Origin of the sequence: Massilia sp. BKSP1R2A-1 (assembly GCF_050586525.1) — a bacterium.
GTDB lineage: Bacteria > Pseudomonadota > Gammaproteobacteria > Burkholderiales > Burkholderiaceae_D > Telluria.
Genome location: NZ_JBOBRE010000004.1, coordinates 219,999 through 244,836, shown reverse-complemented (window position 1 = coordinate 244,836; position 24,838 = coordinate 219,999). Strand labels below are relative to the sequence as shown.

Genomic DNA, 24,838 nt, shown 5'->3' with positions numbered 1-24,838 from the left:
GTGGAGAGGCCCTCTTTTTTCCTCGCATCCGGATCCGTACCGGCTGCGATAGGGATTGTTTTGTCTCCTCAATAAGAAAGGTTGATCATGAATAACCAACAACGACGGATGGGCACAGTGAAAACGCTCGTGGGCCTGCTGGCGGCCGCGGGCCTGGCCGGGGCGGTCCTGAACGGCTGCGCCGACGCCAACAGCAAGGACGAACCGGCAGCGGCCGCGGCGCAGGCCGGCCCGCCGGTGTCGGCGGCGATCGTCGTCGAAAAGCCGGTCGCCGAAACCCAGGAATTCTCGGGCCGCCTGGAAGCGGTCGAGGTGGTCGAGATCCGTCCGCGCGTGAGCGGCTACATCACGGCCGTGAACTTCAAGCCGGGCGCCGAAGTGAAGAAGGGCGACGTGCTGTTCGTGATCGACCCGCGTCCCTACCAGGCCGAAGCCGACCGCGCCGGCGCCGCAGCTGCCGCCGCGCGTGCGAAAGCCGACCTGGCGCGCCTGGAACTGCAGCGCGCCGAGCGCCTGCTGGCCGACAAGGCCATCGCCCAGCGCGAATTCGATGAACGGGCCAGCGTCCAGAAGGAACTCGACGCCGGCGCACGTGCGGCGGCAGCCCAGTCCGAGGCGGCACGCCTGAACCTCTCCTACACCCGCATCACCGCGCCGATCGACGGCCGCGTCTCGAAGGCCGAGATCACCCTCGGCAACCTGGTCGACGCCAGCGCCGTGCTCACCTCGGTGGTCTCGCTCGACCGCATCTACGCCAGCTTCGACGGCGACGAGCAGACCTACCTGCGCGTCGGTAGCCGCGCCCAGCGCAGCCAGCCGGCCACCGTGAAAGTCGGACTGACCGGCGAAGAAGGCTTCCCGCACGAAGGCAAGCTGGAATTCGTCGACAACCAGCTCGACGCCAACACCGGCAGCGTGCGCATGCGCGCCACCCTGGCCAACCCGGACCGCGCGCTGGCGCCGGGCCTGTTCGCCCGCGTGCAGATCGGCAGCGGCGTGGCCAACAAGGCGGTCCTGATCAACGACCGCGCCGTCGGCACCGACCAGAGCCGCAAGTACGTGGTGGTGGTCGGCGCCGACAGCAAGGCCGAGTACCGTCCCGTCACCCTGGGTCCGGTGGTCGACGGCCTGCGCGTGGTGCGCACCGGCCTGAAACCGGGCGAGAAGATCGTCGTCAACGGCCTGCAGCGCGTGCGCCCGGGCTCCCCGGTCACCGCGCAGATCGTGCCGATGGATGCCGCAGTGACCGCTGCCGCCGATAAGAAGACCGGCACGCAAGTCGCCCTGAATACGAAGGAGTAATCCCATGAATTTTTCCCGCTTCTTCGTCGACAAGCCGATCTTCGCGGTCGTGCTGTCGGTGATCGTCTTCGTGGGCGGCCTGATCTCGATCTTCAAGCTGCCGGTGTCCGAGTACCCGGAAGTGGTGCCGCCCTCGGTGGTGGTGCGCGCCCAGTACCCGGGCGCGAACCCCAAGGTGATCGCCGAAACCGTGGCCGCGCCGCTGGAAGAGCAGATCAACGGCATCGAGGACATGCTTTACATGTCTTCGCAAAACACCTCGGACGGCGCCCTGGCGCTGACCCTGACCTTCGCGATCGGCACCGACATCGACCGCGCCGAGAGCCAGGTGCAGAACCGGGTGCAGCGCGCGCTGCCGCGCCTGCCCGAGGAGGTGCGCCAGATCGGCGTCACCACCGTCAAGAGCTCGCCCAACCTGACCATGGTGGTGCACCTGAATTCGCCGGATGGCCGCTACGATGACCTCTACCTGCGCAACTACGCGGTGCTGAACATCAAGGACCAGCTGGCGCGCCTGAACGGCATGGGCGAAGTCCAGCTGTTCGGCTCGGGCGACTACGCCATGCGTGTCTGGCTCGATCCGCAAAAGGTCGCGGCGCGCAACCTGACCGCCGGTGATGTTGTCTCCGCCATCCGCGAGCAGAACGTGCAGGTCGCGGCCGGCGTCGTGGGCCAGGGCCCTAGCAAGGACGCCGAGTTCCAGCTGACCGTCAACACCCAGGGCCGCCTCTCGAGCGTCGAGGAATTCGGCGACATCGTGGTCAAGGCCAATGAAGACGGCGCCGTCACGCGCCTGAAGGACGTCGCCCGTCTGGAGATGGGTTCCAGCTCCTACGCGCTGCGCTCGCTGCTGAACAACAAGTCGGCGGTCGCGATCCCGATCTTCGAGGCGCCCAACGCCAATGCGCTGCAGCTGTCCTCGGACGTGCGCGCCAAGATGGAAGAGCTCTCGAAGGACTTCCCGGAAGGCGTCGAGTACAGCATCGTCTACGACCCGACCCAGTTCGTGCGCGAGTCGATCGACTCGGTGATCAAGACCCTGCTGGAAGCCGTCGTGCTGGTGGCCCTGGTCGTGATCGTGTTCCTGCAGACCTGGCGCGCCTCGATCATCCCGCTGCTGGCGGTGCCGGTGTCGGTGGTGGGAACGTTTGCCGTGATGCTGATGTTCGGCTTCTCGATCAACACCCTATCGCTGTTCGGCCTCGTGCTGGCCATCGGTATCGTGGTCGACGATGCCATCGTGGTGGTGGAGAACGTCGAGCGCAACATCACCAACGGCCTGTCGCCGCATGACGCGACCATCCAGGCCATGAAGGAAGTGTCGGGCCCGATCATCGCGATCGCCCTGGTGCTGTGCGCCGTGTTCGTGCCGATCGCCTTCGTGTCCGGCCTGACCGGCCAGTTCTACCGCCAGTTCGCCCTGACCATCGCGATCTCGACCGTGATTTCGGCCTTCGTCTCGCTGACCCTGGCCCCGGCCATGTCGGCAGCACTCTTGACGCCGCACGACGCGCCGAAGGACGCCCTGACCCGCGCCATGGACAAGGTGCTGGGCCGCTTCTTCGCCGCCTTCAACCGCTTCTTCGGCCGTGCTTCGCACCGCTACGAAGGCGGCGTGAAGACCGTCCTGCGCCGCAAGACCGCCACCCTGGGCGTCTACCTGGCGCTGGGCGTGGCCGCGGTGTTCATGTTCAAGGTGGTGCCGCCGGGCTTCGTGCCGGCCCAGGACAAGGGCTACCTGATCGGTTTCGCCCAGCTGCCGGATGCCGCCTCGCTGGACCGTACCGATGAGGTGATCCGCAAGATGTCGAGCATCGCCAAGGAGATCCCTGGCGTGGAATCCTCGATCGCCTTCCCGGGCCTGTCGATCAACGGCTTCACCAATGCGCCGAATGCCGGCATCGTGTTCACCGGCCTGAAGCCCTTCAGCGAACGCAAGGGGCATCCCGAGCAGAGCGCCGAAGCGATCGCCGCCGAAATCAACAAGCGCATGGGCGCGGTGGAAGACGCCTTCGTGATGGTGCTGCCGCCGCCTCCGGTGAACGGCCTGGGCACCACTGGCGGCTTCAAGCTGATGCTGGAAGACCGCGGCAACCTCGGCTACGACGAGCTGTATACAGCCACGCAGGCGCTGCAGGCCAAGGCCTGGGGCACCCCGCAGCTGGCCGGCGTGTTCTCGAGCTACCAGATCAACGTGCCGCAGCTGTTCGCGGACGTGGACCGCGTGAAAGCCAAGCAGCTCGGCGTGCCGCTGTCGACCATCTACCAGACCTTGCAGGTGAACCTGGGCTCGCTGTACGTGAACGACTTCAACCAGTTCGGCCGCACCTACCAGGTGCGTGTGCAGGCCGATGCGCAATTCCGTTCGCAGCCGGATCAGATCGCACAGCTGAAGGTCCGCAACGACAAGGGCGAGATGATTCCGCTGTCGTCGCTGATGCAGGTGAAGGACAGCTATGGTCCTGACCGCGTCCAGCGCTACAACAACTACGTGGCGGCCGACATCAACGGCGGCGCGGCCCCGGGCGTGTCCTCGGGCCAGGCCCAGGCCATCATGGAGCAGCTGGCCAAGGAAACCCTGCCGAAAGGGATCGCCTATGAGTGGACCGAGCTGACCTACCAGGAGATCCTGGCCGGTAACACCATGATCTACGTGTTCCCGCTGTGCGTGCTGCTGGTCTTCCTGGTGCTGGCCGCCCAGTACGAGAGCTGGACCCTGCCGCTGGCGGTGATCCTGATCGTGCCGATGTCGATCCTGTGCGCCCTCATCGGCGTCAAGCTCTCCGGCGGCGACAACAACATCTTCACCCAGATCGCCCTGTTCGTGCTGGTCGGGCTGGCGTCGAAAAACGCGATCCTGATCGTGGAATTCGCCCGCGAACTGGAAGACCATGGCCGCAGCGTGTTCGAGGCCGCCCTGGAAGCATCGCGCCTGCGCCTGCGTCCGATCCTGATGACCTCGATCGCCTTCATCATGGGTGTGGTGCCGCTGGTGTTCTCGACCGGCGCCGGCGCCGAGATGCGCCATGCCATGGGTGTCGCGGTGTTCGCCGGCATGCTGGGTGTGACTCTCTTCGGCCTGTTCCTGACGCCGCTGTTCTATGTCCTGCTGCGCACGCTGGGCAAGCGTTTCGAGAAAAAATCCCCGACCGCCGCCCACAAGGCGCCGAGCCTGGAAGGAGTGCATTGAGATGAACAACATGATCGCAAAGGGCGTGGCGCCCCTGCTGGCAGCGCTGCTGCTGACGGCCTGCGCCACTCCCGAATTCAAGCAGCCGGCGGTGGAAACGCCGACCGCCTTCCGGGAATCGCAGACGCCTGCGAAAGAGGTGGAAGGCGTCGACGGCGCGCGCTGGAAGCCGGCCCAGCCGGCCGAAGCACAGCCGCGCGGCCAGTGGTGGCTCGCCTTCAACGATCCGGCGCTCACCGCCCTGATCGATGAGGCCAGCGCCAACAATGCGAATCTGTCGGTGGCCGCCGCCCGCGTCAAGCAGGCGAGGGCGATCGCCGGCATCGCGGCAGCGGACCGCGTGCCGCAGATCGGTGTGGGCATCGGCGCCCAGCGTGCCCGCCCTTCGGCGCTGGAATCCGGCCTGCCGCAGGGCACGCCGATGCAGCCGGTGACGAGCTATAACGCCCAGCTCACCGCCAGCTACGAGGTCGACCTGTTCGGCCGGGTCGCGGCAGGCGTGTCGGCGGCGCGCAGCGATGCGGCGACCTCGGAAGCCAACTATCGCTCGGTGCTGCTGGCCCTGCAGGCCGACGTGGCGCAGACCTACTTCCGCCTGCGCGCCCTGGACGCCGAGCTGGATACCGTGGCGCGCACCGTGCAGCTGCGCGAGGAAAGCGTCAACGTCAACCAGCGCCGCTTCGACCTGGGCGACATCGGCGAGTTCGACCTGTCGCGGGCCCGCACCGAGCTGTCGACCGCCCGCGCCGAAGCCATCGGCCTGCAGCGCCAGCGCGCCACCGCGGAACACGCGCTCGCGGTCCTGCTGGGCAAGCCGGCGTCGAACTACGTGGCCGGCCGCAGCCCGCTGCTGGACGCGACCGCGTTGCCGACCATTCCGGCAGGCCTGCCGTCCTCGCTGCTGGAGCGCCGTCCGGACATCGTCGCGGCACAGCGCGCGATGGAAGCCTCGAATGCCCGCATCGGCGTGGCGCGCAGCGCGATGTTCCCGGCGCTGACCATCAGCGCGGCCGGCGGCGGCGTGGGCGGCGCCTTCTCCGACGTGTTCCGGTGGAGCAGCCGCTCCTGGGTCCTGGGCCTGCTCACCTCGATGCCCATCATCGACGGCGGCCGCAACCGCGCCAACGTCGAGCGCAGCGAGGCGGTGCTGGAAGAATCGGTCGGGACCTACCGCCAGAGCGTCCTGAGCGCCTTCGCCGAAGTCGAGGACAACCTGGCCGGCCTGCGCATCCTGTCCAGCCAGGCCGGCGAGATCGATTCCGCCCTGGTCTCGGCGCGGCGCTCGGCCGACCTGGCCCAGAAGCTCTACGACGCCGGCCGCTCCAGCTACCTCGAGCTGCTGGACGCCCAGCGCAATCTGGCGGCGGTCGAACGCACGGCAGTCCAGCTGCGCGGCAACCGCGCCGTCACCACCGTGGCGCTGATCCGCGCACTCGGCGGCGGCTGGGACGCTGGCCGTATCGACGGACAGGCGGTCGCACAGAACTAAGCTTTACCTCTCCAGGCGTTGTTTTGCCCTTTGCGGCGGGTGCGTAAGTGCCCGCCGCTTTTTTTCGTGGGTAGCAAAACTACAGAAAGAGTTCAGAATTCAATTGACACACGATCTGGCCAGGCAGAGAATTCCTCGAGTCATTTCCGTGTATGTACGTAGATTATGGTAGTTAAACTACTTGTTTTACATGGTTATTGACCGTTGTTACCGCTTTCTAAAAACACCAATCCGTAACAATTATTCGGAGGAGACATGAAGAAGAAAGTCAGCGTTACAGCCTTGCTCGCATCGGGTGTCCTGATGCTGTCGGCCCATGCCGGCGCCGCCACCCCACCAGCCCAGGCCGGCAACAGTTCCGCCGTCGTCCTCCAGGGCTTCCACTGGAATTCGGCGGGATACAGCAATCCGAACTGGTACAACACCCTGGCCGGCAACGTGGCCGACCTGAAGGCCATGGGCTTCAGCCATGTGTGGCTGCCGCCTTCGTCGGACTCGGCGGCGCGGGAAGGCTACCTGCCGCGCCAGCTGAACAACCTCAGCTCCAGCTACGGCAGCTCGGCCGAACTGACCAACGTCGTACGCGCCTTCACCAACAGCGGCATCCGGGCGATTGCCGACGTCGTCGTCAACCACCGTGTCGGCTCGACCGGCTGGTCCGATTTCACCAATCCGAACTGGACGCGCTACACGATCGCCAATAACGACGAGTGCAACTGTGGGCTGGGGAACGGCGATACCGGCTCTGGCTTCAATGCCGGCCGCGACATCGACCATACGAACGTCGGCGAGACCCAGAACGGCATCATCAACTGGCTCAACTACACCATCAAGCCGGTTGGCTTCAGCGGGCTGCGCTTCGATTACGTGAAGGGCTTCGGCGCCCAGTATGCCGGGAAGTACGCGAATGCCTTCGGCGCCCAGTTCTGCGTGGGCGAGCTGTGGACCGACCTCGACCTGAACAACATCGATGCCCACCGCCAGCAGATCATGAACTGGATCAACGGTACCGGCAACAGCTGCGGCGCCTTCGACTTCACGACGAAGGGTCTGCTCAACGACGCATTGGCCAACGGCAACTACTGGCGCCTGCGCGATTCTTCCGGCAAGCCGCAGGGCGCCCTCGGCTGGTGGCCGGCAATGGCGGTGACCTTCGTCGACAACCATGACACCGGCCCCTCGGAGAGCTGCGGCGTCGGCCAGAACCACTGGCCGGTGCCCTGCGGCGCGGTGATGCAGGGTTATGCCTACATCCTGAGCCATCCGGGTATTCCGACGGTCTACTACCCGCACATCTACAACTGGAACCTGAAGGCGGCGATCAGTGCGCTGATGCAGGCGCGCCGGACCGCAGGCGTGCATTCCACCTCACCGGTCGCGATCCAGGCCGCCACCCAGGGACTGTACGCCGCCATCATCACCGGCAGCACGCGCCAGCTGGCGATGAAGATCGGCCCGAACAGCTGGAGCCCGGGCGCCGGCTGGACGCTGCAGACCTCGGGAAGCAACTACGCTGTCTGGATGAAGTAGACAGTCCGGGAGGCGAGCGGCGCCCGCGACGGCGCCGCTACAATGGGGGCATGACGACAGCACCATCACCGACCCTGACCGGCCTTGCGCCGGTCATCGATGCCGACGTGCGCATCCTCGTACTCGGCAGCTTTCCCGGCGCGGCTTCGCTGGCGGCAGGCAAATATTATGCGCACCCGCGCAACCAGTTCTGGCCCCTGATTTCCGGAGTGGTTGGAGAAGCCCTGGCGGCCTTGCCCTATGAAGAGCGGCTCGTGCGCCTGCTGGCGCACCACGTCGGCCTGTGGGACGTGCTGGCCGGCTGCGAACGCGAAGGGAGCCTCGACTCAAGCATCCGCAAGCCGGCCGCCAACGATTTCGAGCGCTTGAAGACCCTCTGCCCGGCGCTGGAGACGGTGGGATTCAACGGCCAGGCCTCCGGCAAGTTCGCCCCGCAGTTCGCGGCCGCCGGCTACCGCACGGTGGTATTGCCGTCGAGTTCTCCGGCGCACATGGCGATGAGCTTCGAGCAGAAGCTGGCGGTGTGGCGCCGCCTGGTCGATGAATCCGACGTGAACAACGCGTCGGGGCAGACCGCGCTTTTCTAGCCCGTCAGCTGAGCCGTTCACGCAGGACCTCGGCCAGCATGGCGGCGGGCAGCAGTGCCACCGCAAGGATGAAAGAGGGGAGATTGCGGCTTCCCAAAGCGAGTATGAGCGCGGGCAGTCCGATGATAGTGATGGCGCCGTGCTGCATTTGCATCCTGGTCATGGCCGGATCGCGCGCGAGCGTAACCCCTGCGCCCAGCAAGGTGCGCAATGCGGGCTCAGGCAGGGTAGCGAACGGACCTTGCAGTGCCACGGGCGCACGGCGTGTCCGAACCTGTGCGGCCACGGCGAAGATGTCGCGCACCACGAGATTAAAGGGTCTGCGGGAGACCGATGCCACCATGCGCGCGCTGTCGAGCTGCCGTAGTTCCTCCCGTCGAGCACAGTCTTGTGGCAGACGCAGCGCCCAGACCAGGCCGCAATTGCGCAGCAGCGTCAGCACCCACCATCCGGGATCCCATTCTCCCGCGTACAGGCCGAGGCGCGCGGAGCCGGGGTAGGCATGATGATTGTTGTGCCAGGACTCTCCCATCGTCAGTAGCGAGGCCAGCTTGACGTTGCGTCCCTGGACCGCGGCACCGTCCACGACGTGGTGCATGGGGCCGTGGTTGTGTGCGAACCAGCCGATCAGCCAATGGCCGGTGACGCCCGCCGCGATGCGCGCGCAGCCGCCCCAGATCACAAAGGCCCAGCCGCCCGCCAGGTAAAGAAGGGCGATCGGCGGCAGTTGCTGCAGCATCCAGGTCCGTTCGAGCAGGCGGTAGAAGCGATTGCCTGCAACGTCCGGCCGCAAGAGGAGGAGGGGCGGATCGGCCAGCTCGAGTCGGCAGTGCAGCTGCCACCACGCGTCGGTCCAGAACGGAAGTCCGTGGCGCGGGTAGGGATGGCAGTCGGCCTGCCGCTGGGCATAGTCGCGCAGGTCGTGCTGGCGTACCAACCCAAGGGGGCCGGACAGGCCCACCTGTACGCCCGAATACACCAACAGGTACTCGAGCCATTTCGGACACTGGAAGCTATCGTGGATCAACTTGCGATGGCTGCCGAGCGAGTGACCGAACAGCAGCACGAAAGCGGTCGTGGCAAGGAACAGTGCGAATGCACTCCAGCTGAAGGTCGCGACGCCGCCAACGAGCGCGGCGCCCACCATCCCGGTCCACCATAGCGAACGCACCGGATCCCAGCGCACATTGCCCTTCGCCACGTCGCCCCCGGCGTTCTGCCATTCGATCATCGTTGTCCTTGAAAAGTGGCGGATCACGCCATGGCGACATTACTGATAGCGGCTCGGCTCCACGCTGCGCCGCGCATTCATGCTGATCTGCCTGAGATAAGCCAGCTTCGCCGAATACTGGTCCCGCACGTCGCGCCGGGTGCTGTGCTCGACGGCCAGGGCCAGCTGTGCACGCGCGTCGCCGATCTCGCCCATGCGTGCGTAGGCGATGCCCAGCCAGAAGCGGAATTCGTCGTTGAAGGGCGCGCGCCTGATCTCGCGCTCAAACAGCGACTTCGCCTTCTCGGGCTCGCCGTCCTTCAGGGCGATCATGCCCTGGTCGAAATAGTAATAGGGCGCGACCGGCTCGATGCTGTTGATGCGCTTGGCGAGCGCGATCGCTTCTTCACCCTTGCCCAGCTCGACCAGCACCGGCTGCAGGTTGCGCATGACGACCACGTTCTCCGGCTCGCGCGCCAGCGCCGAGCGATAGGTCTGTTCGGCCATGGCCAGCTTGCCGCTGCGCTCGTAGACCACGCCCAGGGTGTTGAGGACGGTGACCAGCTTCGGACGGGCCTGCACCGCGGCGCGCGCCCACCAGTAGGCATCGTTCACGCGGGCCTGCACCAGCATTTCTGCGGCGCGGTTGTTGGCGTAGAGCGCGATGATGTCCTGCTCTTCGATGGCGTGGGCGCGCAGGCGCGAGGCCGCGTCGCTCGGGATGAAGTCGACCAGCAGCTGCATCTCGGCGCTCGGGGAATGCACGTTGGGCATGCGGCGGTCGCTGAGCAGGATGTTGACGTGCGAGCTGGCCAGGAACAGGCCGGCTTCGCGGCTCCAGGTGTTCTGGGCGTCGATGTTCTGGTACTGCACCGGCATGCCCAGAGCCTTGGCGAAGGCCGCGGTCATGATGACGAGCGACAGGCAGTTGCCCGAGCGGGCGGCATAGGTTTCGGCGGCCGTGCGGGTCTTGCTGGACTCGTATTCGAGCTGCAGGTCGGACTTGCGGTACAGGGCGTCGACCAGGCCGTGGCGCTCGCCGCGGTCGCGCAGGAGGGAAGAGAACCTCGCACTGTTCAGGTAAGCCTGCATCTCGGAGCTGAGATCGAACAGGGTGTCGGTGCGGACCGGTTCGGAAGGCGGCGCGAAGGAGGCGTCGGAGAAGACGGGTGGGGGAGGCTCGACGGGCGGCGCAACCGTGGCGCAGCCGGCAAGCAGGGATATCGACAACAGGACCGCCAGGCGCTTCATGTCTTCCTCCGTATTTACTGCTTATGATGGAGGAAGTATCGGCCTGTGCGGCAGGCTTGTCAAAGCCTGCCCGATGCATACCTGGAGCGCTACTTTTATTCGGTGTGGAACGCTTCCACCAGCTCGTCCAGCAGCTCGGCGGTTTCCTCGTCGGACAGGCCCAGATAGGCACAGGCGCTGGCGCCGCCCTTGGCCCATTCGAGCGACTCGGCATGGCCCTGGTAGCGGCAGATCGCGCTTTCGGCCAGTACCGACAGGGCCACCAGCGAGCGCACCGCGCCCGAGGTGGAGGAGTCGTCGAGGACGGCGAAGTCGTGGTGGTGCAGAATGGCCCAGCCGACGTCGCCGGACAGGCCCCAGTTGCGCGCCAGCAGGCAGCCGACCGAGGCGTGGGAGGTCGAGTGGCGTTGTTCTTCCAGGGCCGTGAACGGACGGTCGCTTTCCAGCGAGGCGTCGGCATAGGTCTGGGCGTAGTCGGGGAAGCGCTCGATCAGGAGCGGCACGCCGGTGTCGCAGAACAGGCCGAAGGTGTGGGCCACGTCCGCTTCGCCGATGCGCAGGCGGCGCGAGAGGAACACCATGGCCTGGGCGCGGCGGGTCGAGATGTCCCAGAAGCTCGCCAGGCTGGCGCTGTTGGCCGGAATCGCCTGGCGCGCCAGCAGCCCGGTCATCAGGGCCGCGACCTGGTTGATGCCCAGGAAGAGGATGGCCTGCTCGACCGACTTGGCCTTGCGGCGTCCGCCGTAGATCGAGGAGTTCGCCAGCTTCAGCAGGGCGCCGGACATGCCGACGTCGCTCGCCACGATTCTACCGATCGCTTCCGGCGACGGATCTTCCGATGCCAGCTCGCGCTGCATGTCGGCCAGCAGGCTCGGACGCGGCGGGATGCGGATCGACTTGATCAGGGCGTCGACCTGGTCGAGATGCGAAAGAGGATCGGCGACGGTATTCATGGGCGCGGGAAGAAAAGGAAGGGCTGCGGGGGAAGCGAACAACCCTGCCACTATACCCCAGCCGGATTTTTCTTGCACTTGGGCAATGCTCATTTGTGTCAATTTCACCAAAGCGACAGCGCTGCGACACCGGTTTAGTAGCGCAATTACAATCTTCCCATGGCTATTTCGACAATTGCAGGAGTCGACTTCACGGCGCCCGCGGACATCGTGGCGCGCCAGCTGATCGGCGTGACGGTGCTGGTGGACGGTGTCGGTGGGCGGATCGTCGAAACCGAGGCCTATGACCGCGAAGATCCGGCATCGCACGCCTTTTCCGGCCCGACCGAGCGCAATGCGGCGATGTTCGGTTTGCCCGCCCATGCCTATGTGTACCGCTCCTACGGAATCCACTGGTGCCTGAACTTCGTCTGCCGCGAAGAGGGGCACGGCGCCGGAGTCCTGATCCGCGCGCTCGAGCCCGTGATGGGGCTGGACACCATGCGCGTGCGCCGCGACGCCGATGACGAGTGGCTGCTGTGCTCGGGACCCGGCAAGCTGTGCCAGGCCCTGGGCGTGACCCGCGCGCTGAACGGCCAGCCCTTGTCGGAGGCGCCTTTCACGCTGCTGCCGGGAGCGCCGGATCGCGAGGTGGTGACGGGCCCTCGCATCGGCATTTCGAAGGCGATGGACGTGCCCTGGCGCTTCGGGCTGGCCGGCTCGCGTTTCGTCAGCCGGCCGTTTCGGTAAGGGCTTGTTTACGCGCGGCGCCGCTGCGGCTGCGCCGCCGGCAGCGCGGGCACGGGCCGCCCGCGCATCGGACTGCCTTCGGCGCGCCGCTCCTGCAGTCCCTGGAAGCCATCCTCGTCCACCTCTTCCTCGTCGATCGCAATCGCCGGCGTGCCGTCGGCAAGCTTGAAGATCGACACCGCCTTGGCCAGGTTGACGGTCTGCTCGTGCAGGCTTTCGGCCGCGGCCGCGGCCTGCTCGACCAGGGCCGCGTTCTGCTGGGTCATGCCGTCCATCTGCCCGACCGCCTTGTTCACCTCGGCGATGCCGTCGGCCTGCTCGGTGCTGGCCACGCTGATGCGGCCGATGATGTCGTTCACCTGGCGTACCGAGGACACGATGTCGCCCATGCTGGCGCCGGCCTCGCTCACCGAGGCGCTGCCTTCCTCGATGATCTTCACGGAGTCGGCGATCAGGGCCTTGATTTCGCGCGCGGCCGCGGCCGAGCGCTGGGCCAGGGTGCGCACCTCGGCGGCGACCACGGCGAAGCCGCGTCCCTGTTCGCCGGCGCGCGCGGCTTCCACCGCGGCGTTCAATGCCAGCAGGTTGGTCTGGAAGGAGATACCGTCGATGACGCCGGTGATCTCGACGATCTTGCGCGAGCTGGCCTGGATCGATTCCATCGTCGCCACCGCGCGGCCCACGGCTGTGCCGCCATTGGAGGCCAGCTGTGCGGCTTGCGCCGCTAGGTTCGAGGCCAGGCGCGCATTGTCGGCGTTCTGCTTGACCGCCGTGGTCAGTTCTTCCATGGTGCTGGCGGTCTGTTCGAGGGAGCCGGCCTGCATCTCGGTGCGGGTCGACAGGTCGAGGTTGCCGCTGGCGATCTCTTTCGAGGCGGTGTCGATCGAGTGCACCGACTTCAGTATGCTGCGCAGCGCCCCGTCCAGGCGCGAGATCGAGTGGTCGAGGGCGCGCGCGGTGTCGGCGATCTCGTCGCGTCCGCTGCCCGCCGTGTTCGAGGTGCGCAGCTGGCCTTCGGCCAGGTCGTTCACCACCGTGGCGATGGCGTGGATGTCGGCCAGCATGGCGCGCCGCACCAGCATCGTCACCACCAGCGACAGCCCGATCGACAGCAGCACCAGGGCCGCCATCATGATGCCGAGCGAGCGGAACTCGGCCTTGGCCGCGGCATGCGCCTCCACGCTCAGCTTCTTCTCCAGCACGGCCAGGCGCTGCAGTTCGGTGTCGAGGGCGACGAACTGCTTCTCCGCCTTCTGCATCGAGTTGGTGGCGATCGACTGGTCGACCTGGGCGAGTTCGATCGTTTCCCCCACCATCTTGCGGTAGCCGGCCAGCGCCGCCAGGGAATTCTCCAGCGGCGCGCGTTCGCCCGGCGCGGCTGACTTCTGGAGGTCGCCGAGCTTGTCGCCGATCTGCGCATGCTTCTTGTGGATGTCCGCCGTGAGCGCCGCCAGCCGGCTCTGCGCGAAGCTGCCGTTGACCCAGGCCAGCAACTGGTAGATGTTGGCGTGCGCGAAGCGCGCATCGCCCGCCACGTCGGCCACCGCCTGCAGGCGCGCGGCGCGCACCTGCACCATGTGCTCGAGCGAGGCGTTCTGGCGCACCATGCCGTAGTAGGCGGCCGCCGACAGCATGGTGAGCAGCACCAGCACCAGTCCCGGGGCCAGCAGGAGTTTCGGACCGATCCGCAGTTTGTTCAGCATGCTTGACTCCGGGAGGGTGGAGGGACGTTATGTTCAGACCTTACTTCTTGTAGATGCCGGCTTCGAGGACGATGTCGTCGACCCGCTGGATATAGGTGGTCTTCGGCTCGATCTTGCCGCTGGTTGGGTTCTTGTACTGATAGTCGACCCAACCTTTACCCTTGGCGGCGGCTAGCTCAATGATCTCGCGGCGGTACTTCTTGCCGTTGGCATCGGGGACGTCGGTCAGGTCCTTGCCGACGATCGAGGGATTGATCGGGTGGGCCAGCACGATGCCGGTCTTCAGGTCGCGCATGTCGATGTACAGCTCGCCCTGCACGTAGTCGGCATCCTTGGCGTTGATCTTCTTGATCATCTCGTCCTTGCCCTTGGCCTTGACCAGGGCGGCGCCGCGTTCGACCATGGCGATGGCGTCCTTCTCGGTCGGGCCGCTGGCCAGGGCAGGGATGGCGGCCAGAGCAAAGCACAGGACGGCGGTGGTGGCGATCAGCTTCATGGTGGTCTCCTCGGGTTGGTGTTCTGGGGCCAATATTTCTGAAGTGCATTGGCAAATGTACCGGGGTGGAGAGGACGAGAATTGCGATTACGCAATCGCAGGAGGGACGCTGGCTCGGAATGTTGCGCATTGGTGTCAGCAAATGCCGACCTGCAGCGCAGTCTAAAGCCATGCTAACCCTGCTCCCCGGCTGCTCAGGTAAAATCTCCGGATTTGCCGAGCTTGTAGGAATGAAACAAGAAAAACAGATCCTGTTCCAGGATCAGCAGGCCCCGGCCGGGAGCCACCCGGCATACCGCCGTGACATCGACGGCCTGCGCGCCATCGCCGTGCTCTCTGTCGTGCTGTTTCACGCGTTTCCGACCTGGCTGCACAGCGGCTTCATCGGCGTCGACATCTTCTTCGTCATCTCGGGCTTCCTGATCACCGGCATCCTGGTGCGCGAACTGGGACAGGGCAGCTTCAGCTTTGCCCACTTCTACGCGCGCCGCATTCGCCGTATCTTCCCGGCACTGGTCCTTGTGCTGGGCGCCAGCCTGGCGTTCGGCTGGATCGCGCTGTTCCCGGACGAATACCAGCAGCTCGGCAAGCACACGGTGGGCGGGGCGGGCTTCGCGGCAAACTTCTTCTACTGGGCCCAGGTCGGCTACTTCGACACCGCCGCCGAGACCAAGCCCCTGCTGCACCTGTGGTCCCTCGGCATCGAGGAGCAGTTCTATATCCTCTGGCCGGTGCTCCTGCTGCTGGCTTGGAAGCTGCGCCTGCCTCTGCTGGCGACCGCCGTGCTGCTGGGGCTGGCCTCGTTCGGCCTGAACGTCGCCACTGTCGCGCACGATGCCTCCGCAGCCTTTTACAACCCGGCCAGCCGTGCCTGGGAACTCCTGATCGGCGCAGGGCTGGCCTGCATGCATGCGCGTGCGGCCCAGGCGCCGACGCGCGCGTCGAAGATTTCCCCGAACCTGCTGGCCTGGGCTGGCGTGATCCTGCTCGTGGCCGGCCTGGTCCTGATCACGCGCCAGCGCCACTTCCCCGGCGCCTGGCCGCTGCTGCCGACCCTGGGCGCCGCCTTCCTCATCGCAGCCGGCCCGCAAGCCTGGTTCAACCGCGTGGTACTGTCCAACCGCCTGATGGTGTGGGTGGGCTTGATCAGCTATCCGCTTTACCTGTGGCACTGGCCACTGCTGTCCTTCGCCCAGATCGTTGAATCGGGCATGCCGGCGCGCGGCATCCGCGGTGCTGCGGTGGGCGCGGCGATCGTGCTGGCCTGGCTGACCTACCTGCTTGTCGAGCGCCCGCTGCGAGATGGCGCCGCCTCGCGCTGGAAGGTGCCGGCGCTGTGCGTGCTGATGCTGGCCATGGCCGGCGCCGGCGCTTACATCTATGAAAAGGAAGGCCTGCCGGCCCGCAAGGCGGTGGAGGACAGCGTGGCCAACCAGAAGGCGCTGATCGTCGTAGAGGACAAGGCCAATGCCGCGGCCTGCATGAAGCGCTACGGCTTCGAGGGACAATACGAATACTGCCTTCAGGCCGACCCGTCCCGCGAGCCGACCGTGGTCCTGGTCGGCGACAGCCATGCCTATCACGTATCCGCTGGCCTGATGAAGTACTACAACAGCATCGGTGAGAACCTCCTGATGCTGAGCACACGCTTCCCATACTGGGGCCTGGATCCGAACGAAAGCCCTTACCAGAAAGTCACCGATCCAATGCTGGACCTGGCGCTGTCGATGCCTTCTGTAAAAACGGTAGTCTTTTCGACCTATTTGCGGTTTTATACGGAGCCTCATGTGCGCTACCATGTGGATGCAGCGCGCAATACCTTCCGCCGTTTTCAGGACGCCGGCAAGAGCATCATCTTCATGAGCGACGTACCGCGGCTCGACTTCGATCCGCGTTCGTGCATCAAGCGCGCCGGTGTCGCTTCCTCGGCGACCAAGTGGCCGTGCGCGCTCCCGCGGAGCGACTGGGACGAGCAGATCACCAAACACAACATCATTATCGGACAAATGGCGAAGGAATTTCCCCGCATCCGCTGGTTCGAGGCGGCGTCGGCGCTATGTGACGAACGCGAATGCCGCGCAATGGTTAACGGGCGGTTGATGTACCGCGATACCAATCACTTGAGTTACGAAGGGGACCTCTTGATCGGACGCAGCTTTGCTCAGTGGATGAACACTCGGGCGAACGAATAGGCGAGATCGGACAGGGCTGAACGCGCGCCCTGTCCTGTACTTGTCCCGTTTTGCTTCTTCCTTGTTTTAGCTCCCCTTGTCAGACTTCTCCGATTGATTGACGGCAATTCTTCAGTATTTCCGCAACGTAAGATGAATTCTTCCCGGCAACGCTCCAGCATGACAATGCGGCCGGCCCCCCTCATCTTTCGTTTCCTGGAGAACTCCCGTGATCACGACCGAATCGACGCCCTCCAAGTTCAAGCCCTATACCCGGCAATCGATCCATACGGCGCGCCAGTGGCAATGGCTGGCGCCGGAGCTGCAGGAAGCGGTGCAGGTGGTTTCCCACGTGCTGCCTTTTCGGGTGAACGCCTATGTGCTGGAGGAGCTGATCGACTGGGACAAGGTGCCGGACGATCCGATCTACCGCCTGACCTTTCCGCACCGCGACATGCTGCCCGCCCAGGAGTACGAGCAGCTGCGTGACCTGGTGCTGTACAAGAAGGACGAGGCGGCCACCGCGAAGCTGGTGCACGCGATCCGCATGCGCATGAACCCGCACCCGGCCGGCCAGATGACCCACAACGTGCCGCGCGTGAACGATGCGCCGCTCAAGGGCCTGCAGCACAAGTACAAGGAAACCGTGCTGTTCTTCCCCAGCTCGGGCCAGACCTGCCACGCCTACTGCACCTTCTGCTTCCGCTGGCCGCAGTTCGTCGGCATGGACGACATGAAGTTCGATGCCCGCGAGTGTGGCGAGCTGGTGTCCTATCTCGAGACCCACCCGGACGTGACCGACGTCCTGATCACGGGCGGCGACCCGATGATCATGAATACCCGCTCGCTCGCCGAATTCCTCGAGCCCCTGCTCGAACCCAACCTGGCCCACATCCAGAACATCCGCATCGGCACCAAGTCGGTCGCCTACTGGCCGCAGCGCTTCGTGTCGGACAAGGACAGCGACGACCTGATGCGCCTGTTCGAGAAGGTGGTCCGGTCAGGCAAGAATCTCGCCATCATGGGCCACTACAACCATGCGGTGGAGCTGCGCCACCCCATCGCCCAGCAGGCCGTCAAGCGCATCGTCGGCACCGGCGCCACCCTGCGCATGCAAGGCCCGCTGATCCGCCACATCAACGAAGACCCGAAGAGCTGGGCCGAGCTGTGGACCACGGGCGTGCGCCTGGGGGCCATCCCGTACTACATGTTCGTCGAGCGCGACACCGGCCCGCGCGACTACTTCGCCCTGCCGCTGGCGCGCGCCCACCAAATCTTCCAGGAAGCGTATTCGATGGTGTCGGGGCTGTCGCGCACGGTGCGCGGTCCCTCGATGAGCGCCTTCCCGGGCAAGGTGGTGATCGACGGCGTAGTGACCATCAACGGCGAGAAGCTGTTCGCGCTGCAGTTCCTGCAGGCCCGCAATCCCGAGTGGGTGCGCCGTCCATTCTTCGCCAAGTACGACCCGGACGCCACCTGGCTGGATCACCTGAAACCGGCCTTCGGGCGCGACAGGTTCTTCTTCGAGATGGAAAGCGGCGGCCCCCTGCGCGGACCCGGCGGACGGGTGATTCCCCTGGTGCCTGCCGCACAGCGCGACGCAGCCTGACATCCCGCTTCCACCGGTAGCCGCCATGCAGGACACCGCCACCGCGCCACGCCTGTCCGGCGTGGCGGTCTTCTTCTACGTCTTCCTGCCCTTCGCCCTGGGGCACTACCTGTCCTCGCTGCTGCGCAACGTGAACGCGGTGCTGGCCTCGCACCTGGTCGGCGCGCTCGCGCTCACGCCGGGCGAGCTGGGACTGCTGACCAGCGCCTTCTTCTTCGCCTTCGCGCTGGTGCAGCTGCCGGTCGGGATCGCGCTCGACCGCTTCGGGCCGCGCCGGGTGCAGCTGGTGATGATGCTGGTCGGTTCAGTCGGCGCGCTGCTGTTCGCCCACGGCGAGAGCTTCGGCCAGCTGCTGCTGGCGCGCGCCGTCATGGGCTTCGGCCTGGGCGGCTGCTTCATGGCGGCGGTGAAGGCGGTCTCCACCTGGATTGCGCCGAACAGGCTGCCCTCGGTGCACGGCTACCTGATCGCGGTCGGCGGACTCGGCGCCGCCTCGGCCACCATGCCGGTGCGCCTGGCCCTCGACTACCTGGAGTGGCGCGGCCTGTTCGTGGTGCTGGCCGGCCTGGTGGCCTGCTGCGGCCTGCTGGTCGCGCTGCTCTATCCGCGCACCGAAGGGCCAAGCCCGAACCGCGGGCCGCTCGGCGAGGCGCTGCGCCAGGTGCTGCGCGCGCCGGTATTCCGCACGACGGCCTCGCTGGTGCTCATCCCGCACGCGGTGTTCTTCGGCATCCAGGGCCTGTGGATCGGGCGCTGGCTGACCGACGCGGCGCGTTTTCCGGACCACGCCGTGGCCTACCTGCTCTACATGGGCATGGCCTCGGTGATCTTCGGCGCCATCGCGGTGGGCATGATCACCGAATGGGCGGGGCGGCACGGCGTCGCCCCGCTGGACGTGGCGGCGGCCGGCATCACGCTGTTCCTGCTGGTGCAGGCGGCCTTCGTGGCCGGCTACCAGCCGAGCTACCAGATGCTGTCGGTGCTGTTCACGCTGGTGGGAACGATCACGGGGATCGAGTACGCGATCATCGCCCAGTCGATGCCGCGCGAGCTCACCGCGCGCGCGGCCACCTGCCTGAATCTCCTGATCTTCATCGGCGCCTTCGTGATCCAGGCGGGCTTCGGCCTGCTGGTCGGCCTGTGGCCGCTTGATGCCGGAGGCCATGCACCGGCGGTCGCCTACCAGGTCGGCTTCGCGGTGCTGGTGCTGGTGCAGTTGCCGGGCCTGGTGGGCTTCGTCCTGCGACGACGGCGCCAGGCAGGTGCGCCGGCGGTGGCGGAGGCCGTGCCCGCGGTGTCCTGAGGGGCGGCTTTTCTCGGCGGTAAGGGATGGCGCTGTATTGCCGAATTGGCTAGCATGTGGCGATACGGACGCCGTCCGTACCTGACGAGAGAAGAACCGCCATGCGCGTCCACCTCCTGCCTCGCCTCACGGCATGCTCCCTGATCCTGCTGCTCGCCGCCTGCGGCGACAAATCCACCCTGCCGGTCGGCGCCGACGTCGGCCCGAACCCGATCATCAAGACGCCGGTCCGGAGCGTCATCCCGACCGTCGACATCGCGCCCGCCAAGGGCTGGCTTGACGGCGGCAAGCCCGTGGCCGCCGCCGGCCTGGCGGTGAACGCTTTTGCCTCCGGCCTGGACCACCCGCGCTGGCTGCACGTGCTGCCCAACGGCGACGTGCTGGTGGCCGAGACCAATGCGCCCGAGCGCCCCGAGGGCAAGAAGGGCATCCGGGGCTACGTCATGGGCAAGGTGATGGCAAAGGCCGGCGCCGCGGTGCCGAGCGCCAACCGCATCACCCTGCTGCGCGATGCGGACGGCGACGGCGTCGCCGAAGTGAAGCGGGTGTTCCTGAAGGGCCTGAATTCGCCCTTCGGCATGGCCCTGGTGGGCGACATGCTCTACGTGGCCAATACCGACGGCATCGTGCGCTTCCCCTACCGCGAGGGAGAGCTCGAGATCACGGCCACCGCCCAGCCGGTAGCGCCGCTGCCGGGCGGTCCCCTGAACCACCACTGGACCAAGAACATCATCGCCAGCCCTGACGGCCGCAAGCTCTACGCCACCTCGGGCTCGAACAGCAATGTGGGCGAGAACGGCATGGACAAGGAAGTCGACCGCGCCGCCATCCTCGAGGTCGACATCGCAAGCGGCAAGACCCGCCTGTTCGCCTCGGGCCTGCGCAATCCCAACGGCCTGGCCTGGAATCCGCAGACCGGCTTGCTATGGACCGTGGTGAACGAGCGCGACGAACTGGGCAGCGACCTGGTGCCCGACTACCTGACGTCGGTGAAGGACGGCGGCTTCTACGGCTGGCCCTATAGCTACTACGGCAGCCATGTCGACGAGCGCGTCCAGCCGCCGCGCCCCGAGATGGTGGCCAAGGCCCTGGCGCCGGACTACGCGCTGGGCGCCCACGTGGCGGCGCTCGGCCTGGCCTTCTATACCGGCAAGCTGCTGCCCGCGCAGTACGCGAACGGCGCCTTCATCGGCCAGCACGGCTCCTGGAACCGCAGGCCGCTGTCGGGCTACAACGTGGTGTTTGTGCCCTTCAAGGATGGGATGCCGGCCGGTAAGCCGTTGGAGGTGCTCACGGGCTTCGTGAACAGGGAGGGCGATGCGATGGGCAGGCCGGTGGGTGTCGTCATCGATAAGCCGGGCGCAGTATTGGTGGCGGACGACGTCGGCAACGTCATCTGGCGCATTACGCCGGCCAGGTAGGGTGGTCGGCTTTGCCGACCGCGCGTTCAGCTCCCGGACGCGTAGTGGCAATGCAGGCCGAAGTTGAACGCGTGGGCGGAGGACCTTGATCTGGTCCACTGGGCCAGATCACCCCTACGAACAGCCTTGGACAAGCAGGAGCGGCAGTCCGGTCCAGACAATCCCGACGAAGGCAAGTAAGGCCCCCAGCGCCGCCGCCCAATCCAATAGCGCCGCCTCCTTCGCATTCCTCAGGATGCCGCGCTCGCGCCACAGCAGCCAGGCGCACAGCGCCAGCGCCACCACCGTCACGATCCCCATCAGCACGCGGTCCGGCCCGCCCGCGCGCATGGCCGCCGGCGTGCATTGCGCCGCCGCCAGCAGGTAGCAGAAGGTGAAGTGGGCCGCCCACACCAGCAGGGGCAGGGTCCCGCGCAGCAGCTGTCGCCAGAATCCGTCTTGCATGCTCACTCCATCAGCAGCGGCAGGACGTTTACCAGCGCCATGCCGGCGATGCCCTGCAGGGTCGTGTAGTGCCAGAGCAGGCTGACGTTGTCGAGCGTCGCCCGGCTGTGCTCACCCAGGTGGCCGCGCCAGTGGCGCAGGGCCAGATAAGGACCGGCAATCGCCAGCACCACGATGTGCAGTCCCTGGTAGCCGAGCAGGCCGCCGATCGCCGCGGCCCAGGCGGTGGCGGTCGGGTCGAGGCCCGCGAACTGGTGGCCGCGCAGGTCCAGCAGGAAGGACGCCGCCGTGCAGCCCAGCGCCAGCAGCACCAGCCAGGGCAGGCGGCGCTTGCCGATCGCACGCGCCGCGAGCAAGATCAGTGCGGAGCCCAGCAGGAGCAATCCGCCGGAGGCCAGCTGCCAGGACAGCGAAGGAAGCGCAGCGCCGGGCGGCGGGCAGACCATCAGGCGCATCGAGACGTGCACATAGGCGTAGCCGAAAGAGGCGAAGATGCAGGCGTCCACCACCAGCATCACGATCGTGCCCCACCACGATTGCGAGGCCGTGGTCTTCGCGTTCACCGGCAGCACCAGGTCGTCGGCCACCCGCGCCTCTTTGATCGGCGGCTTGCGGTCCGATTCCCACAGCCAGGCCACGGTGCCCGCCACCGCCATGAAGCCGAAGACCCAGGCCAGCAGCATCGCCTTCACCGTCAGGAGCAGGAAGAAGCCGGCCGTGCCCAGCGCCGCGATCACGGGCAGCCAGCTGTCGGTGGGCAGCACCATCAGGTAGCGCGGCTCGCCCGCAACAGGGCTGGTGGCAATGGTCTCGCGCAGGCCGGTGGCGGTTTGCGGCAGGTAGTGCTGGCCGCGGTCGACTTCCTCCGACAGGGTCGGCTGGTCCCACAGCGGATTGACGGAGGTGATGCGCGGGATGCTGCGATTGCCGTAGGACTCGGAGGTGAGCCATTCGAGGGTCGCGGCATTCCAGGGATTGTCGACCTCTTTCTCGGGCCGGCGCAGGGTGCGCACGGCATCGACGATGAAGAGCACCACCCCGAAAGCGAAGACGAAGGCGCCGATGGTCGACAGCAGGTTCAGGAAGTCCCAGCCGAGCTGGGAATCGTAGGTATAGACCCGGCGCGGCATGCCCTGCAGGCCGGTGATGTGCATCGGGAAGAAGGCGAGGTTGAAGCCGCCGAACATCAGCCAGAACACCCAGCGCGCCATCTTTTCCGACAGGCGCTGCCCCTTGACCAGCGGGAGCCAGTAGTACATGGCCGCGAACACCGGGAATACCATGCCGCCGATCAGCACGTAGTGCAGGTGGGCGACGATGAAATAGGTGTCGTGCACCTGCCAGTCGAAGGGAATCACCGCCACCATCACGCCGGTGAGGCCACCCAGCACGAAGATGAACATGAAGCCCATCAGGAACAGGGCCGGAGAGTTCATCTGCACGCGGCCGTTCCACAAGGTGGCGATCCAGGCGAAGACCTGGATGCCGGTCGGGATCGCCACCGCCATGCTGGCCGCGGAGATGAAGCTCATCTCCAGCACGCCCAGGCCGGCCGTGAACATGTGGTGGGCCCACAGTCCGAAGCTGAAGAAGCCCACGCCCACCAGGGCCACGATGATGGCGCGCCGGCCCACCAGGGGCGTGGCGGCGATGGTCGGGATCATGGTCGAGACCATGCCGGCCGCCGGCAGGAAGATGATGTAGACCTCGGGATGGCCGAAGAACCAGAACAGGTGCTGCCACAGGATCGGGTCGCCGCCGCGCTCGGCGATGAAGAAGGGCCAGTCGAAGGCGCGTTCCAGCTCCAGCAGGGCGGTGCCGGCGATCACGGCGGGGAAGGCGAACACGATCATCACGGCCACCACCAGCATGGCCCAGGCGTAGACCGGCATGCGGCGCAGGCTCATGCCGGGCGCGCGCGTAAACAGGATGCCGACGATGAGCTCTACCGCCCCGGCGATGGCCGAGATTTCGATGAAGCCGATCCCCAGCAGCCAAAAGTCGGCGTTCAGGTCGGGCGAATACTGTTCCCCGGTATAGGGCGGATACATGAACCAGCCGCCGTTCGGCGCGAGGCCGACGAAGATGGTGCAGAAGAAGGCCAGGCCGCCGAAGGCATAGGCCCAGTAGGCATAGGCCGAGAGGCGCGGGAAGGGCAGGTCGCGCGCGCCCAGCATGTTCGGCAGCAGGTAGACCGCGATCGCCTCGACGATGGGGATGGCGAACAGGAACATCATCACCGTGCCGTGCATGGTGAAGACCTGGTTGTAGGTCTCGGGCGAGAGCAGGGTGTTGTCGGGCACCGCCAGCTGCACCCGCATGACGAGGGCCAGGATGCCGGCCAGGATGAAGAACAGCAGGGCGGTGCCGATGTAGAGCAGGCCGATGCTGGTGTTGTTCACCGAGGAGAAGAAGCGCCAGCCGGTCGGCGTGCGCCAGACTTCCTTCAGGCGCTCGAATTCGCCCTCGGGGCGCGGCAGGGAATTTGGCAAATTCGTGGGAAGGCGCTGCTCGTTCATTTCAGGTGCTCGAGATAGGTGGCCAGCGCCTGCAGGGTGGCGCGGTCGAGGTCTTGCGAGCCGGGCATGAAGACGCCGGGCTTGGCCGCCTGCGGGTCCGCGATCCAGCCTTGCAGGGTGTTGCGGTGCGTGCGCAGGGTGCCTGCGCCGATGTGCATGCGGCTGCCCACGTGGGTCAGGTCCGGACCCAGGCGCGCGCCTTCGGCCACGCCGCGGATGGTGTGGCAGGCCTGGCAGCGCTGCTGCAGGAAGGCTTCGCGTCCCTTTGCCAGCACGGTGCTGTCGGCGGGCGCTGCCGGCAGGGCCTGGCGCGCCAGCCAGGCCTCGAATTCCTGCGGCGTGGAGGCGACGACGTGCAGCGCCATCTTCGCGTGCTGCTCGCCGCAGTATTCCGCGCATTGTCCCCGGTAGATGCCGGGCTTCTCGGCGCGCAGGCTCAAGCCTGTCACACGGCCCGGCACCATGTCGCGCTTGCCCGCGAGCGCAGGCACCCACAGGCTGTGGATCACGTCCGCCGAGTTGAGGCCCAGGTAGACCGGCCGCCCGGTCGGGATGTGGATCTCGTTGGCGGTGACGATCTCGCGGCCGGTCGCCGGGTCGTGGTAGCGCACCTCCCACCACCACATCTTGGCCGTCACCGAGATGGTCAGCGCGTCCTTCGAAGTCTGCGGCGCCAGCTGGGCGCTGCGCCAGGTGCTCCAGCCCAGCAGGACGGTGAGCACCACGACCGGAAAGGCGATGCCCCCGCCGCCGATCCACAGCAGGGCGCGCGCGGGACGTTCCTGGCGCCGCAGGCTGAGCAGCAGCAGGGCCATCACGGCGATGAAGATCAGGGTGCCGGCGCCGAACATCACCCAGGCGAAATGGCTGATGATGGCGGCGTCCCAGCCTGCCGGGTGCAGGACGGACTGGAGGTTGTCCGGCATCGCCT

18 protein-coding genes are annotated in these 24,838 nt (G+C 66.4%); 10 read left to right on the top strand and 8 right to left on the bottom strand.

Annotated features, from left to right (window positions below; all coding sequences use genetic code 11):
• Positions 1-108: 108 nt before the first annotated feature.
• The 5 genes from ACQ7JA_RS08510 to ACQ7JA_RS08490 all read left to right on the top strand — a co-directional run bounded on the left by ACQ7JA_RS08510 (position 109) and on the right by ACQ7JA_RS08490 (position 8,098).
• The gene (locus ACQ7JA_RS08510) at positions 109-1,302 is read left to right on the top strand and encodes an efflux RND transporter periplasmic adaptor subunit (RefSeq protein ID WP_430896559.1); all 1,194 of its coding nucleotides are present in this window, start codon (positions 109-111) and stop codon (positions 1,300-1,302) included.
• A 4-nt stretch (positions 1,303-1,306) separates the two neighbouring features.
• Positions 1,307-4,492, top strand: coding sequence for an efflux RND transporter permease subunit (locus tag ACQ7JA_RS08505; protein ID WP_430896557.1), 3,186 nt, complete (start codon positions 1,307-1,309; stop codon positions 4,490-4,492).
• Position 4,493: 1 nt separating this feature from the next.
• A complete protein-coding gene (locus ACQ7JA_RS08500; protein WP_430896555.1) occupies positions 4,494-5,981 on the top strand; it encodes an efflux transporter outer membrane subunit in 1,488 nt (495 codons plus the stop codon).
• Between the two features lie 255 nt (positions 5,982-6,236).
• Positions 6,237-7,511: a glucan 1,4-alpha-maltotetraohydrolase domain-containing protein gene (locus ACQ7JA_RS08495; protein WP_430896553.1), complete on the top strand. Its 1,275-nt coding sequence runs from the start codon at positions 6,237-6,239 to the stop codon at positions 7,509-7,511.
• Positions 7,512-7,561: 50 nt separating this feature from the next.
• Positions 7,562-8,098, top strand: coding sequence for a DNA-deoxyinosine glycosylase (locus ACQ7JA_RS08490; protein WP_430896551.1), 537 nt, complete (start codon positions 7,562-7,564; stop codon positions 8,096-8,098).
• A gap of 4 nt (positions 8,099-8,102) precedes the next feature.
• On the opposite strand, the gene ACQ7JA_RS08485 is transcribed toward ACQ7JA_RS08490, so the two are convergent.
• The 3 genes from ACQ7JA_RS08485 to ACQ7JA_RS08475 all read right to left on the bottom strand — a co-directional run bounded on the left by ACQ7JA_RS08485 (position 8,103) and on the right by ACQ7JA_RS08475 (position 11,512).
• Complete coding sequence (locus ACQ7JA_RS08485; protein ID WP_430896549.1) at positions 8,103-9,329, bottom strand: acyl-CoA desaturase; 1,227 nt, start codon at positions 9,327-9,329, stop codon at positions 8,103-8,105.
• A gap of 39 nt (positions 9,330-9,368) precedes the next feature.
• Positions 9,369-10,559, bottom strand: coding sequence for a tetratricopeptide repeat protein (locus tag ACQ7JA_RS08480; RefSeq protein ID WP_430896547.1), 1,191 nt, complete (start codon positions 10,557-10,559; stop codon positions 9,369-9,371).
• Between the two features lie 95 nt (positions 10,560-10,654).
• The gene (locus ACQ7JA_RS08475; RefSeq protein WP_430896545.1) at positions 10,655-11,512 is read right to left on the bottom strand and encodes an HDOD domain-containing protein; all 858 of its coding nucleotides are present in this window, start codon (positions 11,510-11,512) and stop codon (positions 10,655-10,657) included.
• Between the two features lie 159 nt (positions 11,513-11,671).
• Between ACQ7JA_RS08475 and ACQ7JA_RS08470 the strand changes: the two genes are divergently transcribed.
• Positions 11,672-12,241 (top strand): DNA-3-methyladenine glycosylase, encoded by a 570-nt coding sequence (locus ACQ7JA_RS08470; protein WP_430896543.1) that lies wholly within the window; start codon positions 11,672-11,674, stop codon positions 12,239-12,241.
• Positions 12,242-12,249: 8 nt separating this feature from the next.
• Here ACQ7JA_RS08470 and ACQ7JA_RS08465 read toward each other — a convergent pair whose 3' ends face one another.
• Together ACQ7JA_RS08465 and ACQ7JA_RS08460 are read right to left on the bottom strand one after the other, a co-directional pair.
• Positions 12,250-13,944 (bottom strand): methyl-accepting chemotaxis protein, encoded by a 1,695-nt coding sequence (locus ACQ7JA_RS08465; RefSeq protein ID WP_430896541.1) that lies wholly within the window; start codon positions 13,942-13,944, stop codon positions 12,250-12,252.
• A gap of 40 nt (positions 13,945-13,984) precedes the next feature.
• Positions 13,985-14,440: a cache domain-containing protein gene (locus tag ACQ7JA_RS08460; protein WP_430896539.1), complete on the bottom strand. Its 456-nt coding sequence runs from the start codon at positions 14,438-14,440 to the stop codon at positions 13,985-13,987.
• Between the two features lie 230 nt (positions 14,441-14,670).
• Here ACQ7JA_RS08460 and ACQ7JA_RS08455 point away from each other — a divergent pair, with 230 nt between their 5' ends.
• From ACQ7JA_RS08455 to ACQ7JA_RS08440, 4 genes are all read left to right on the top strand, one after another.
• Positions 14,671-16,632 carry an acyltransferase family protein gene (locus tag ACQ7JA_RS08455; RefSeq protein WP_430896537.1) on the top strand — a complete coding sequence of 654 codons (1,962 nt, stop codon included), beginning with the start codon at positions 14,671-14,673 and terminating at the stop codon, positions 16,630-16,632.
• A gap of 208 nt (positions 16,633-16,840) precedes the next feature.
• Positions 16,841-18,220, top strand: coding sequence for a KamA family radical SAM protein (locus tag ACQ7JA_RS08450; RefSeq protein WP_430896535.1), 1,380 nt, complete (start codon positions 16,841-16,843; stop codon positions 18,218-18,220).
• A gap of 25 nt (positions 18,221-18,245) precedes the next feature.
• The gene (locus ACQ7JA_RS08445) at positions 18,246-19,523 is read left to right on the top strand and encodes an MFS transporter (RefSeq protein ID WP_430896533.1); all 1,278 of its coding nucleotides are present in this window, start codon (positions 18,246-18,248) and stop codon (positions 19,521-19,523) included.
• Positions 19,524-19,624: 101 nt separating this feature from the next.
• Positions 19,625-20,944 carry a PQQ-dependent sugar dehydrogenase gene (locus ACQ7JA_RS08440; protein WP_430896531.1) on the top strand — a complete coding sequence of 440 codons (1,320 nt, stop codon included), beginning with the start codon at positions 19,625-19,627 and terminating at the stop codon, positions 20,942-20,944.
• A 114-nt stretch (positions 20,945-21,058) separates the two neighbouring features.
• Here ACQ7JA_RS08440 and ACQ7JA_RS08435 read toward each other — a convergent pair whose 3' ends face one another.
• Genes ACQ7JA_RS08435 through ACQ7JA_RS08425 form a run of 3 tightly spaced genes read right to left on the bottom strand, consistent with a single transcriptional unit; the run spans position 21,059 to position 24,833 of the window.
• Positions 21,059-21,388, bottom strand: coding sequence for a hypothetical protein (locus ACQ7JA_RS08435; protein WP_430896529.1), 330 nt, complete (start codon positions 21,386-21,388; stop codon positions 21,059-21,061).
• 2 nt (positions 21,389-21,390) lie between these two features.
• The gene (gene ctaD, locus ACQ7JA_RS08430; RefSeq protein ID WP_430896527.1) at positions 21,391-23,907 is read right to left on the bottom strand and encodes a cytochrome c oxidase subunit I; all 2,517 of its coding nucleotides are present in this window, start codon (positions 23,905-23,907) and stop codon (positions 21,391-21,393) included.
• Complete coding sequence (locus ACQ7JA_RS08425) at positions 23,904-24,833, bottom strand: cytochrome c oxidase subunit II (RefSeq protein ID WP_430896525.1); 930 nt, start codon at positions 24,831-24,833, stop codon at positions 23,904-23,906. The genes ctaD and ACQ7JA_RS08425 overlap by 4 nt, the downstream gene beginning before the upstream one ends.
• Positions 24,834-24,838: the final 5 nt, after the last annotated feature.

Coding starts and splice junctions, on each gene's coding strand:
- ACQ7JA_RS08460 (WP_430896539.1), bottom strand. CDS start 14,440: ATGAAGCTGATCGCCACCACCGCCGTCCTGTGCTTTGCTCTGGCCGCC.
- ACQ7JA_RS08475 (WP_430896545.1), bottom strand. CDS start 11,512: ATGAATACCGTCGCCGATCCTCTTTCGCATCTCGACCAGGTCGACGCC.
- ACQ7JA_RS08480 (WP_430896547.1), bottom strand. CDS start 10,559: ATGAAGCGCCTGGCGGTCCTGTTGTCGATATCCCTGCTTGCCGGCTGC.
- ACQ7JA_RS08435 (WP_430896529.1), bottom strand. CDS start 21,388: ATGCAAGACGGATTCTGGCGACAGCTGCTGCGCGGGACCCTGCCCCTG.
- ctaD (WP_430896527.1), bottom strand. CDS start 23,907: ATGAACGAGCAGCGCCTTCCCACGAATTTGCCAAATTCCCTGCCGCGC.
- ACQ7JA_RS08465 (WP_430896541.1), bottom strand. CDS start 13,944: ATGCTGAACAAACTGCGGATCGGTCCGAAACTCCTGCTGGCCCCGGGA.
- ACQ7JA_RS08510 (WP_430896559.1), top strand. CDS start 109: ATGGGCACAGTGAAAACGCTCGTGGGCCTGCTGGCGGCCGCGGGCCTG.
- ACQ7JA_RS08485 (WP_430896549.1), bottom strand. CDS start 9,329: ATGATCGAATGGCAGAACGCCGGGGGCGACGTGGCGAAGGGCAATGTG.
- ACQ7JA_RS08470 (WP_430896543.1), top strand. CDS start 11,672: ATGGCTATTTCGACAATTGCAGGAGTCGACTTCACGGCGCCCGCGGAC.
- ACQ7JA_RS08495 (WP_430896553.1), top strand. CDS start 6,237: ATGAAGAAGAAAGTCAGCGTTACAGCCTTGCTCGCATCGGGTGTCCTG.
- ACQ7JA_RS08445 (WP_430896533.1), top strand. CDS start 18,246: ATGCAGGACACCGCCACCGCGCCACGCCTGTCCGGCGTGGCGGTCTTC.
- ACQ7JA_RS08505 (WP_430896557.1), top strand. CDS start 1,307: ATGAATTTTTCCCGCTTCTTCGTCGACAAGCCGATCTTCGCGGTCGTG.
- ACQ7JA_RS08455 (WP_430896537.1), top strand. CDS start 14,671: ATGAAACAAGAAAAACAGATCCTGTTCCAGGATCAGCAGGCCCCGGCC.
- ACQ7JA_RS08425 (WP_430896525.1), bottom strand. CDS start 24,833: ATGCCGGACAACCTCCAGTCCGTCCTGCACCCGGCAGGCTGGGACGCC.
- ACQ7JA_RS08500 (WP_430896555.1), top strand. CDS start 4,494: ATGAACAACATGATCGCAAAGGGCGTGGCGCCCCTGCTGGCAGCGCTG.
- ACQ7JA_RS08490 (WP_430896551.1), top strand. CDS start 7,562: ATGACGACAGCACCATCACCGACCCTGACCGGCCTTGCGCCGGTCATC.
- ACQ7JA_RS08440 (WP_430896531.1), top strand. CDS start 19,625: ATGCGCGTCCACCTCCTGCCTCGCCTCACGGCATGCTCCCTGATCCTG.